The 12,031-nt window shown below is 55.7% G+C and carries 11 protein-coding genes and 1 pseudogene; 1 reads left to right on the top strand and 11 read right to left on the bottom strand.

Annotated elements, in window-relative coordinates; all coding sequences use genetic code 11:
- Positions 1 to 259: 259 nt before the first annotated feature.
- Positions 260 to 406 (top strand): annotated as a pseudogene (locus BLR00_RS16985) (IS1182-like element ISCARN109 family transposase); the annotation flags it as partial.
- A gap of 449 nt (positions 407 to 855) precedes the next feature.
- On the opposite strand, the gene fliR reads toward BLR00_RS16985, so the two are convergent.
- The 11 genes from fliR to fliI all read right to left on the bottom strand — a co-directional run bounded on the left by fliR (position 856) and on the right by fliI (position 12,029).
- On the bottom strand, positions 856 to 1,674 hold the full coding sequence (gene fliR, locus BLR00_RS09280; RefSeq protein ID WP_074632089.1) for a flagellar biosynthetic protein FliR: 819 nt from the start codon (positions 1,672 to 1,674) through the stop codon (positions 856 to 858).
- 56 nt (positions 1,675 to 1,730) lie between these two features.
- On the bottom strand, positions 1,731 to 2,000 hold the full coding sequence (gene fliQ, locus BLR00_RS09275; RefSeq protein ID WP_004178655.1) for a flagellar biosynthesis protein FliQ: 270 nt from the start codon (positions 1,998 to 2,000) through the stop codon (positions 1,731 to 1,733).
- Between the two features lie 93 nt (positions 2,001 to 2,093).
- A complete protein-coding gene (gene fliP, locus BLR00_RS09270; RefSeq protein ID WP_107797659.1) occupies positions 2,094 to 2,855 on the bottom strand; it encodes a flagellar type III secretion system pore protein FliP in 762 nt (253 codons plus the stop codon).
- The gene (gene fliO, locus BLR00_RS09265) at positions 2,845 to 3,342 is read right to left on the bottom strand and encodes a flagellar biosynthetic protein FliO (protein ID WP_081346702.1); all 498 of its coding nucleotides are present in this window, start codon (positions 3,340 to 3,342) and stop codon (positions 2,845 to 2,847) included. The genes fliP and fliO overlap by 11 nt, the downstream gene beginning before the upstream one ends.
- Before the next feature lie 55 nt (positions 3,343 to 3,397).
- Positions 3,398 to 3,793, bottom strand: a complete 396-nt coding sequence (fliN, locus tag BLR00_RS09260; protein ID WP_081346852.1) for a flagellar motor switch protein FliN — start codon at positions 3,791 to 3,793, stop codon at positions 3,398 to 3,400.
- 62 nt (positions 3,794 to 3,855) lie between these two features.
- Positions 3,856 to 4,830: a flagellar motor switch protein FliM gene (fliM, locus tag BLR00_RS09255; protein WP_074632086.1), complete on the bottom strand. Its 975-nt coding sequence runs from the start codon at positions 4,828 to 4,830 to the stop codon at positions 3,856 to 3,858.
- Positions 4,831 to 4,839: 9 nt separating this feature from the next.
- A complete protein-coding gene (gene fliL / locus BLR00_RS09250) occupies positions 4,840 to 5,340 on the bottom strand; it encodes a flagellar basal body-associated protein FliL (protein ID WP_081346701.1) in 501 nt (166 codons plus the stop codon).
- A 717-nt stretch (positions 5,341 to 6,057) separates the two neighbouring features.
- On the bottom strand, positions 6,058 to 8,160 hold the full coding sequence (locus tag BLR00_RS09240) for a putative bifunctional diguanylate cyclase/phosphodiesterase (protein WP_074632084.1): 2,103 nt from the start codon (positions 8,158 to 8,160) through the stop codon (positions 6,058 to 6,060).
- 427 nt (positions 8,161 to 8,587) lie between these two features.
- Positions 8,588 to 10,060 carry a flagellar hook-length control protein FliK gene (locus tag BLR00_RS09235; RefSeq protein ID WP_081346700.1) on the bottom strand — a complete coding sequence of 491 codons (1,473 nt, stop codon included), beginning with the start codon at positions 10,058 to 10,060 and terminating at the stop codon, positions 8,588 to 8,590.
- A gap of 39 nt (positions 10,061 to 10,099) precedes the next feature.
- Complete coding sequence (gene fliJ / locus BLR00_RS09230; protein ID WP_074632082.1) at positions 10,100 to 10,549, bottom strand: flagellar export protein FliJ; 450 nt, start codon at positions 10,547 to 10,549, stop codon at positions 10,100 to 10,102.
- A gap of 40 nt (positions 10,550 to 10,589) precedes the next feature.
- Positions 10,590 to 12,029 (bottom strand): flagellar protein export ATPase FliI, encoded by a 1,440-nt coding sequence (gene fliI, locus BLR00_RS09225; RefSeq protein ID WP_074632081.1) that lies wholly within the window; start codon positions 12,027 to 12,029, stop codon positions 10,590 to 10,592.
- Positions 12,030 to 12,031: the final 2 nt, after the last annotated feature.

The raw sequence follows: 12,031 nt of genomic DNA, 5'->3' as shown, positions 1-12,031 counted from the left end.
TGTCCTGCTCTTGGTGCCTGGCGGCTATGCTGCCATCGCGCTTATAGTGGAATTCAGGGTGAATTGAGCACAACCTTGATCCACTATCCACAGCATGACGAACTAGCCTGAAGTTTATTCATAGATCAAAGTCGACAAATAACAAGTGAGTTTCTTGCAAAACTCCCCGCGTGAACGGGATTAACCGCCGGATGGGGTAGAAATGGGCGGCCATGCTGGCAAGATGGGGGGTCCTGAATACTTCATCTATACGTCCGATATGGATACTACGCAACACACAGGAGTAATGCAACGGTGGCAGGTGGTTCAGGGTGAGTTGATGCCGGAATTGAGATTGGAAGCAGATTCGCTGACACCGAAGCTGGAGAAGGTGGTTCATACGCTGGAATGGGTGCGTATAGAACAAGTCAAATTACCTCCGGCAAAGCCGGAGGCCTATTTCTGTTAACCCCTCAAAGGGGCAAGAAACTGGCGCCGCCTAAAGGCGGCATCACATGCCAAGTTTGAGTTGATCATAGTGCTCATCCTCTTTCTCTTGGTAGAGATCAGAAATTCACACCGACCATCGTAAAGGTCAAACTCCGGTGAGTCCCCCGGCATAACCGGGGGCTTACCTATATTGATCAGCATGTGTAGAGGATGCGTTCGCACCATCAGGATAGTCTTTCGCCTGGAATGATGTATCGTAAACTGCACCTACAGCGATTACTTGTCGGAAACTCGTGAATATACTCATCCCTTCTTCCTGGAATTGATAATAGCTATTTCGTCAAGCTGCTGAGGAGGCAAGCCCCTTCGTAAGCAATTCGCAATTTGGGCAATGATTGTAGAGTTTCAATCTGAAAATTGAGGCAATCACGGCAAATCCCCAGGAGGATTGCCTGATGAGTGGCCGGTAGCGGCGCGAGCCACCTCCAGCATGGTTTCCAGCGCTTCCGTAACCAGCCGCTCGATTACCGGGATAAAATAAGGGAGCGACAGCATCAATGCCACCATTCCCACCATCAGCGTGATCGGAAAACCCACCGCGAAAATATTCAATTGGGGTGCGGCGCGGGTGAGAATACCCAGTGCCAGGTTGACGACAAGCAATGCCGTTACCACCGGCAGCGCAAGCCCCAGGCCCGCCTCGAAAATCTTGCCACCCCACCCCGCGAGCATCTTCCAGCCGCCAGCCGAGAACGGCTCCGCGGAAATGGGAAATACGCTGAAGCTCTCCGCCAGCACCGACAACATCAACAGATGGCCATTCATAGTGAGAAAAGTGAGCGTCGCCAGCAGGCCGAGAAAGCGCCCCACTACCAGCGTGCTGCCGTCACTGCGGGGACTGAAAAAAGTGGCAAAACCCAATCCCATTTGCAGGCCCGCTATTTCGCCGGCCATCTCCACCGCGCTGAATATGATGCGTACCGCAAAGCCCATCGCCAGCCCGATAATGATCTGTTGGCCGAGAATCAGCAACCCTTCAAGCGAACCCGGTTCGACCTTCGGCAGTGGTCCGATAGCTGGCGCGACAATCAATGTGACAAGTACCCCCAGCCCGATTTTTACCCGCGTCGGAATCGCGGCGTTTCCGAGTACCGGCGCCGCCGCCAGAAGCCCCAGGATACGCGCCAGCGGCCATATGAAGGACGTCATCCAGGCATTAAGATCGGCGGAGCCGAAGGTTATCATTTACAAAGGAGGCTTTAAATCTATCGGAGGTTCTCAGCGGTATGCAATGGTTATCGCTACCCCACCATTGCGGGAATTCCCTCCAGCACCTGCCGCATATAGTCGACCATTACGGAAAGCATCCAGGGTCCGGCCAGCACCATGGTTGCGAACAGGGCCACCAGCTTGGGAATGAATGATAGTGTCATTTCATTGATCTGAGTGGCGGCCTGAAAAATGCTCACTACCAGGCCGGTCGCCAGCGCCACCAGCAACATGGGTGCGGAGACCATCAAGGTCACTTCCATAGCCTTCTGGCCCAGAGTCATTACGCTTTCAGGTGTCATGGTTTTCTCCTTGGTGATTCATCAATGACAAAGATGGTTGGTTAGGGCCGGCACCCGGTATTCAATAATCTATCAACAAGCCTGCCGGACGTCTTAGTAGAAACTTTCCGCCAGCGAGCCAATCAGCATATGCCACCCGTCCACCAATACAAACAGCATAAGCTTGAAGGGCAGCGCCACCAGGGCGGGCGATACCATCATCATGCCCATGGACATGAGTACGGAAGCCACCACCATATCGATGATGAGAAAGGGAATGAACACCGCGAAGCCGATCTGGAATGCGGTTTTCAATTCGCTGGTGACAAAGGCCGGGACCAGGACCCGCAACGGTACATCTTCGGGTCCATTCAGCTGCGGATGACCGGAGAGTTTGACGAACAATGCCAGATCCGCTTCCCGGGTCTGCTTCATCATGAAAGCCTTGAGCGGTGCGACACCTCTCTCCAGCGCCTGGGCCTGCGTAATCTTGTTATGGGTATAGGGTTCGTAGGCGTCCGTATGGATCTTGTCGAATACCGGACCCATGACAAAAAAAGTCAGAAACAGCGCAAGCCCGACGAGCACCTGATTGGGTGGTGAGGATTGGGTACCGAGCGCCATGCGCAACAGTGAAAGCACAATGATGATACGGGTAAAGCCGGTCATCATCAGCAGCACGGCGGGCAGGAAAGTAAGTGCCGTCAATAACAGCAGGGTTTGCAAGCTCAGCGAATAATTTTGTCCTCCGCCTGCGGTCGGTGTACTGGTGAAAGCGGGCAAGCCGGGCACCTGAGCCAGCGCAACGAATGAAGCCCCAAACAGCGCCATTCCCAGCACAATGCGGGTAAAAGACATAGTCTTGTTATTTTTCATTCCGCTTCTCCATCACCTGCCTGAGCCATATGGGAAAACGCGCGTCGATTCCCGCCGCACGGTCCGTGGGGTCATTCAATGCAACATTCTCCCCCTTTGGCATACTATGCAACGCCGTCACATGACCCGGTGCAACGCCGATTACCAGCCAGGTGTCGGCAACTTCCACCAGCACTACCCGCTCGCGCTGACCGACGGACGAACCGCCGATAACCCTGATTGCATTGGCAGGACCTCTTGGCATACCGCCAAACCGCCGTAGCAGCCATGCGGCGCCGGCGATCACGGCAAGCACCAGCCCCAGGCCGAGCATGACCTGGAGCATACCGCCATCGGCAGCCGGAGCAGCGGCCGCCGGTGCGGCGTTGGCTGGAAATGCGCAATAACCAAAAGACCATACGAAGACCCATTGTCCCAACGTAGTCCGGTAATTCTTCCGGCAGTTCTCCGCGCGATGCACAGGGGCGGTACAACACAATGAATCCATCACGATCACGATTTCCTCAAAAAAAGCACATGTGCATAAATTCGCAATTACAGATTCAGCGATTCAGTTTACGAATGCGCTCGCTCGGGGTAATGATGTCGGTCAGACGAATGCCGAATTTTTCATTCACCACTACCACTTCCCCCTGGGCGATGAGATAGCCGTTGACCAGCACGTCCATCGGTTCACCCGCCAGGCCATCCAGCTCCACCACCGAGCCTTGGGCCAGTTGCAACAGATTCTTGATGGCGATTTTCGTGCGTCCCAACTGGACAGTCAGCTGGACCGGGATATCCATGATCATATCGATATCGTTATGGATTTCTGCCTTCCGCGTATCCGCGAATTGTTCAAAAATCTGGGCTGGCGCAACGTTGGTTTCAGCGTTGGCGAGCGCCGCGGCGTCTTCCTGTTCGGTCATACGGGCGGCGCTGGTTTTATTGGCAGGCATGTTCGGTTCCTCGGATTTATTCGTAAAGGGTCGTTTCGACAGGTTGCGGCGTTCGGCGGACATCATTCGCTAATGGCTGAGCCCAGCATCTTTTCCATGCGCAGAGCATATTGGCCGTTGGAAATACCATAGCGGCACTCCATTACCGGCACCCCATCCACGCTGGCGGTGACAAGCTCGGGAATATTCAGCGGAATGACGTCCCCCACTTGCATATTGAGTATCTGATCAAGCGTGACCTGTACGTGTGCCAGATCCACCAGCATTGTTACCTCTGCCGCCTGGACCTGCTTTGACAGCCGCCCCACCCAGCGTTTGTCCACCTCCAGCGACTCCCCCTGCATGCTGCTGGATAACAAGTCCCGGATCGGCTCAAGAATGGAATACGGCATGCATATGTGCATTTCTCCCACCGCGGAACCGATGCTGACCTCGAAAGTGGTGGCTACGACCACCTCGTTGGGTGTAGCCACGTTTGCGAATTGAGTGTTTGTTTCCGCCCGTATATATTCAAACTCGATTGGATAAACCGGTTGCCACGATTTGCCATAGCTGTCGAACACCAGGTTCAGCAATCGCTGAATAATGCGCTGCTCGGTCTGAGTGAAATCCCGGCCCTCCGAGCTGGGGTGGAAACGGCCATCGCCTCCGAACAAGTTGTCCACCACCAGAAACACAAGCGTCGGGTCGAATACGAACAGCGATGTACCGCGTAATGGCTTGACATGGACCAGATTCAGGTTGCTCGGCGCCACCAGGTGGCGTACGAACTCGCTGAATTTGATTGCCCGCACCGGGCCGACTGTCACATTCGCACTACGGCGCAAAAAATTGAACAAGCCAAGGCGCAAAAGCCGCGCGAAACGCTCATTGATGATTTCAAGCGTGGGCATGCGCCCGCGCACGATACGCTCCTGTGTTGCCAGATTGTAGGGACGGAAACCCGAGGCCGGCTTTTCCCCGTCGGTTCCGTCGCCGCCAATGACGCCCTTGAGCAAGGCCTCCACTTCTTCCTTCGAAAGAAAGTCGTTATTCACGATCGATAACTACTGAATGACGAACGAAGTAAAAAGCACGCTCTGAACCGCATGCCCGGGACTGCGCTCGCTGGATGGCTGTTTTATTTCCTCGAGCAGTTCGGAAGCGAGCTTTTTCTTCCCCTCAACGCCATTGATTTGTGATGCCGCCTTGCTTGAAAGCAGCAGCAGGACGCGATTACGTACCTCCGGCATGTGAAGTTTGATCAAATCAGCCGCGGAGGAGTCTTCCATTTTCAGGGTCAGATTGGTCTGAAGATGCTGATCACCGTGTTCGGATTGCAAGTTGACCGTGAATGTTTCCAGATTCACAAAAACCGGTGGTTCGTGCCTTGTCTGGAACGGCGCTCCATCCTGAGTCCGGCTCATATACCACGCTGCGCCTCCGCCCCCGGCCCCAAGCAGCAGTACCGCGGAAGCGATAATCAGTGTCATTTTTTTGCCTCCGGATTTTTTTTCCACTCTGGCCCCCCTATCTTCCCTGCCTGGTGCATTTGCCTTGCTTGCCATGATCGTGCTCCGTTGCATAGTGTGATACGGATTATCAAGCCAATTGCCGGTGGATAATGCCGAAAACAGAGCGGGAAAAAGGCGTCATCTCGGAATTTGATGCCGGAACATCATCCATGCAAATAGCTGGAAGAACTAAAGTTCGGTACATGAGTCGTACCAGGTCAGGCGCCTGCCGGATCAAGATTCTGAGAATCCTGAACCTAAATCCGGTAGTTGACCGCTCATCTGATAGATCAGCGTCATGTTGATAACAATATTTCGTATTATTTGACTTTCACCTTCCGGATGAGGCCCGCTACGGGGTGAATTGCACAGTTTTTGCGGCACATGGCTGCGTTGCAACTTCTTGGAATGGAGCGGCGCCCCGAAGCGTCGCACGAGGGGCCCCGCGAAGCGGGGATCGGGCAGCGTAGGGAATGCCGCGATCGCGTTCCACGTGCATGGGGCGCCCGCATCCCGCTTCGGGGTCGCACCTTCCTGCGGAAGGCACTGCTCCGCCCTGCGCGGTCGCATTCCGCGTCGTTGCGCCTTGCCCCGCACCCCAAAAAACAGCACACTTCACCTCGTCCAACTACCTGATTTAGGTTGGAAACCAATAGTTGTGACGCTAAAGATCCATGGAATTGGCGAACGATGACCGCATCGGCAAATAACTAATTATTCCAATCGACCAAACGCAGCAGAGATCATTCGCTCCCGGTCAAGACGGGCTCACTACGCGCTTGCCCTGTGCTTCTTAAACATCAGCAAACTCCCACCCTTATGCCCATGCAATAGCGCACTGAATTCTTCCACTGCCAAAGGCTTCCCAAGCAGGAACCCCTGCATCTCGTCACACATCATGCCTTTCAATTTTTCAAGTTGCGAAGCGGTTTCGACGCCCTCGGCCACCACGTCCATCTCGAGGGAGTGGGCAAGCTTAATAATCGCGGAAACGATGGCGCTGCCTTCGCGACCATATTCGTCCAGGCCATTGGTGAAGAAACGGTCTATCTTCAGCTGCTTGGCGCGAAAGCGTTGCAAGTAGGCAAGGCTTGAATAGCCGGTTCCGAAATCATCGATGGCGATTTCGAAATTGTTTTCCTGGAACTCTCGGATCATGTTGGTCGTTTTGGGTGCGTCCTGCATCGCCACGGTCTCGGTGATTTCAAACATGATTTGTTCGCATGGGACTTGTTCGGAGCGGACAATATCCAGCATTCTCGCGACTAGATCCGACTGTTCCAATTGCCGGGGCGACAAATTGATTGCCACCTTGACCGCCGGCAAACCATTTTCCCTCCAGCGACGTATTTGCCGGCATGTCTCGCGTACGACCCAGTAGCCGATCTGGACAATCTGTCCGGAGCGTTCGGCGATCGGGATGAATTCCATTGGCAGCAAAGGTCCAAGCTCTGGATGACGCAAGCGGAGCAGTACTTCGGCACCGGTCAGTTCGCTATTGTCACCACGGAATTTTGGCTGGAAACACAGGGAAAAATAGTCGGCTTTGAGTGCTTCGTGCAAGGCATGTTGAATCTGTAAAGTGCGAGTGGCCGCCTCATTCATGCTCGCCTCGAAAAAGCGGTAGGTGCTGCGCCCGCCCCGTTTTGCTTCGTACATCGCGGCATCCGCATTCTTCAGCAGCGCTTCGACAGTTTCGCCATCTTGCGGAAACAAGGAAATACCGATGCTCGGCATTACCTGCAGAGGCTGGCTATCGGCCCATAGGCCTTGGCGCATGCGGCTGAGCACGCTTTCCGCCATTTCCGCTGCGTCGTCCGGGGACGCAAGGTTTTCGAGCAACACCACGAATTCGTCACCGCCCAGCCGGGCGACCGTGTCGCCGCCGCGCACGCAATGCAGCAACCTCTGCGCGAATGCTTTCAGGATTTCATCGCCCGCTGAGTGTCCTAGCGAGTCGTTGATAATCTTGAATCCGTCAAGATCCATGAACAGGATGGCAAACATCTTCTGGTGATGCCTGGATGCGTGAATCGCTTGTTCCATCCGCTCCATGAGCGTCCAGCGATTCGGCAGATTCGTCAACGTATCGAATGTCGCCAGGCGAACGATCTGGCCGTTGAGTTGAGATACCGAGCCGATAAGAACATTCGTCCTCGCATCGAAACGCGACAACATGAGCGTCACGATCAGGGTCGCGAATGTAAGCAAAATGATGGTGGTGGCAAGCCACTGCGAATCGATGTCGTTGGCTGCGCCGCTCACCGAACCGTGCGGGAAATGGGCAGCAGCCATGCCAGTGTAGTGCATCCCGGTAATCGCGATACCCATCAGGAAGGCAGCGCCAATACGTTTGGCGATCAGGTGGGTCTGATCCGCGTCACTGAGCTTATACGCAATCCACAGGGCGGCATTGGCCGCGGCGATGGCAATGACAATTGACGTGACGAACAGCATCGGATCGTAGTGAATGGTGGGGTGCATCTCCATGGCGGCCATACCGGTGTAATGCATGCTGGAGATGCCGAAGCCCATCAGGGTGCCGCCGGTGATGAGACGCAGAAGTGTCAGTTTCGTTTGCGTGACGACATACAACACCGAATAGGAGAGCAGCATGGCGATCACCAGCGAGCAACCGGTAGTTACAAAATCGTAGCCAAGCGGGACGGGCAGCGAGAAGGCGAGCATCCCGATGAAATGCATCGACCAGATGCCGATACCCATCGCCGCCGCGCCACCTGCGAGCCATGCGTGGCGTAGCCTGGGCCGCGTCAATACGGAAATGTGGCCCGACAGATCCAGCGCGGTATAAGAGGCAAGCGTGGCCACGACAAGCGATAGCGCGACGAGCCAGTAATCATAGGTGCTGTGCATGCCGATCCCCATAATATGATTTTAGTAGCAATAACTTGATAACGGCGGTGCTGGCACTTTCTTTAGCGGTGATATACGCAACTCATTTTTGGACGAAAAAGCGGCGAAATATGGACCAGCCAGACGCTTCTGCAGCCGATTTCCTTTAAATCCGACAGACTGCTAAGGCCTGTTAACACTTGTTTCGCACCCGCGTTGCTACACAAAAACGTGGAGGCAAGGCACGAAGCGCAGGCCATAGTGGGCCTATGGCTAAGCTTTGCAACGCGGCATCCGCGTTTTTTTGCGCAACCCGAAGGGACGGGACGGATTTCATCCAGCCCTTCGTTACTCGCCGCTTACGGAGCCCTGCTCCGCCGCGCGGCTCATGCCTCGTGCTGGATGAAATCCGTCGCCGTCGCGGGTGCGAAATAAGTGTTAACAGGCCTTAGGCAAACGTGTCCACCAACCGGTTCCCACCAGCAGGAATATGGCCCATGCCGATGCCGGTACTTTCGATATTCGGCCCAATCATTGTTTCTCTGCTTCCACTGTTGCGTGCATGGGAGCGATCCTGCTGCCCGAATGTCCCCTGCCGTTGCGAAGTGTCGGCACTGACGGTGGTCTCGCCCAGGTTGATTCCGCTGTCCGCCATCATTTCCCTGAGTCGCGGCAGCGCGGCTTCCAGCGCCTGCCGCACATCAATGTTTTGAGAAATAAATGTTGCGCTGGCCTGGTCATTGTTGACGGACAGGACCACTTGCAAGGGACCCAGATCGGATGGATTAAGGGTCAACTCCGCAACCTGCTGCTGATTGGAAGCCATCCACAGGACTTTCTGTCCCAGAGCGTTGTCCCAGCCGGTCGCGCCAATACGAGGCTCCAGGCCAAACGCGCTATGAGCAAATGCGCCAGCGGCAGGTGCAACGCTGCGTTCAGCCGATACGGCCCCCAGCGGCATCGGCGTATTGGTTAATCCCGCAACGGAAGGATCCACTATAAGGAAATCCTTGGGCGCGCTGAGTGCGGATTCCAGCAACGATTTTCCAGGCCCTGTGGTGTTGATGGGCTGATCGGATGCCGGCACGCCAGGCACGATTTGTTGCAAATCGCTCTGCGTGGCACCCGGTTCCAGCTTGATCGCCGTTCCACTGCGGATATCCTGGATATCTGGGGCATGTTTCGCTTTTGCCGGTGTGGTCAACGCAGCGGCCAGCATGCTGGGGTTCCCGGGCATTAGATCGCTGGTATCCGCGATTGCCGCTGCATCAGGCACCCCAGGTATTCCATCTTTACCGAGATGCACAGCGGCCATGCCGGGCTGCATGGCCCCGAGACTGGCCTGCTGTTCGGTGGTAGCTGCCAGCCCTGTCCGTATATCGGTTAAAGCATTTGCGGCATCGGTTGCGGTATTGGCTTGAGTATCGGTTCTGCCTTCAGGCCGGTACGCGGCGATCAGACCGTGCAGGATACTGCCGAGATCCATCAATTGGGGAGAAGCGGCGGCCGTATCGATCATCATTTCCCTTGTTTCCCGCATCTCCGGGCTGTTGACGGCCATGCCCTTCACATCCTTCACATCCTTTATGTCTTTCATATCCTTTGAATTCTCCAATTCCTTCAATTCCTTTGTATCCTTCAAATCTCGCAAATCCTCCAATTCCGTTGAATCCTTAGCATCTGTCATATTTTTTGAATCGCCAGCAGCCGTATCCGTCTCCTCGGGGATATCGCCGGCCTTTGTATTCGTATCCGCTGGACGGGTTTCAGGCGCATTGCCTTTAGCGTTCATTTCCTGCGCCAGCGCCTTGCCGAAGCTGGGAATCTGCATATCCTCATCGGTATTAGCGTAGGCAGTATTCCTGACTGTGGAAGAGGGTATATTACTTGGCGAATTCTGTATCATGGGTGAGGTTAGCATCGCATATTCCCGATTGTCATAAGGTGGGTGGTTGTACGCTTAGTACGATTCTTTCGGACGCGCGGCGGCGTTCACCGCACGCTCGTCGGTTTCCTTTTGTTCGTGCCTTGCCAGGTGCAGTAATTCCGCTCTCATCTGACGCTGTGCCAGCATGTGATAGGACTTGAGGGTACGCCTGGCCGACTGCCAGGCCACCCGGCCAACCTCGACGCGTTGCTGTGTGGCGGCTAGAAGCTCGCGTTGCTGCATAACAGCGGCGTCAAGCTTGTTAAGAAATTCCTGGTAGTTGCGCCAATCAGATGCTGTTATCCCCTGCTGCATTGAAGCCTGGAAGCGAGCGGAGTATTCCTGCCAATATTGCACCAGCAACGCCAGCTTCGCTTCCATGTCCAACCCTTGCGCATTTAGCGCGCCCAGGCGTTTTGCCGCATCGTCGGTGCGCGTCTGGGCGAGTTCGAGCAGCGTATCCAAAGCAGATTTTTTTGCCATTTTTTTAATCAGAATCTCGGTCAGGGTTTAATAAGACTAATCAGCCTCGTGGGGCGAGCAATGTACCTAATTTAGCGGCGCTGTCCGTATAATCGGCGCACTCGAACATGCCCTGCTGAAGGAATGCCTCCAGCTGGGGATGCAGCATGATCGCCCGATCCAGCAATGGATCGCTTCCCGGCGCATAAGCACCGACACTGATCAGATCGCGCGATCGCTGATAGCGCGAGTAGAGCTGCTTGAAGCCGCGCACCTGCTCGAAGTACTCAGGAGTGATCAGACCGGACATGGCGCGGCTGATCGAAGCCTCAATGTCGATAGCGGGGTAATGTCCGCTTTCTGCGAGCTGGCGCGACAAGACAACATGGCCATCAAGAATCGCGCGTGCTGAATCGGCGATTGGGTCCTGCTGATCGTCCCCTTCGGTCAATACGGTGTAAAACGCGGTGATCGAGCCCCCGCCCTTGACACCATTCCCGGCTCTTTCCACCAGTTGCGGCAGCTTGGCGAACACCGAAGGCGGATATCCCTTGGTGGCCGGCGGCTCTCCGATCGCCAGCGCAATCTCTCGCTGCGCCATGGCATAGCGCGTAAGTGAATCCATGATCAGCAGCACGTTTTTGCCCTGGTCGCGAAAGTACTCGGCAATGGACGTAGCGTAGGACGCGCCCTGTAATCGCATCAAGGGCCAGGTATCGGCAGGTGCGGCAACCACCACCGAGCGGGCCAGCCCTTCCGGACCAAGACTTTGTTCGATGAATTCCTTGACCTCGCGGCCCCGCTCGCCAATCAATCCGACCACAATCACGTCGGCACTGGTATAGCGTGCCATCATGCCGAGCAGGACGCTCTTCCCCACCCCGGAACCGGCAAACAGACCCATGCGTTGGCCGCGCCCCACCGTGAGCAGCGCATTGATGGCACGCACCCCGACGTCCAGTATTTGCTTGATGGGTTCCCGGTCAAGCGGGTTGAACGACTGGTTGACGAGCGGCGCGTCACGTTCAGCCTTTAATGGCCCGAGCCCATCCAGTGGACGCCCCGCACCATCGAGCACCCGCCCCAGCAGGCCTTCCCCCACCGGGAAATGCCTGACCCGGTCGGAGGCGCGGCGGCGCGGATGACTGGCAACGCCGGGCTCAGACAATGTTGCGGGGTTCACGGTGTTTTCCCACGGAATGACCTTGGCGCCAGGTGTCAATCCAAACACGTCCTGGGTCGGCATCAGGTAAAGCCTCTCCCCATGAAAGCCCACCACCTCCGCCTCCACCCTGTTGCCGTTGGGCATCAGCACCGTGCAACCGCTGCCCACCGCAAGCTTGAGCCCGACCGCTTCCATTACCAGCCCGGTGACGCGAGTGAGGCTGCCTGACCGCTGAAAGGATTCGGTACCGGCTGCTATATCACTGCAGCCATTGAGGAAGCCGCGCCATCGGCCGGCATGGGTGTCGATCGGGTTATGGGCAGGAATTTGCGTCATTG

The sequence above is a fragment of the Nitrosospira multiformis genome (assembly GCF_900103165.1).
GTDB classification, from domain to species: domain Bacteria; phylum Pseudomonadota; class Gammaproteobacteria; order Burkholderiales; family Nitrosomonadaceae; genus Nitrosospira; species Nitrosospira multiformis_D.
Note: the sequence above shows the minus strand (reverse complement) of the source record. Positions and strands in the feature narration are given on the sequence as shown.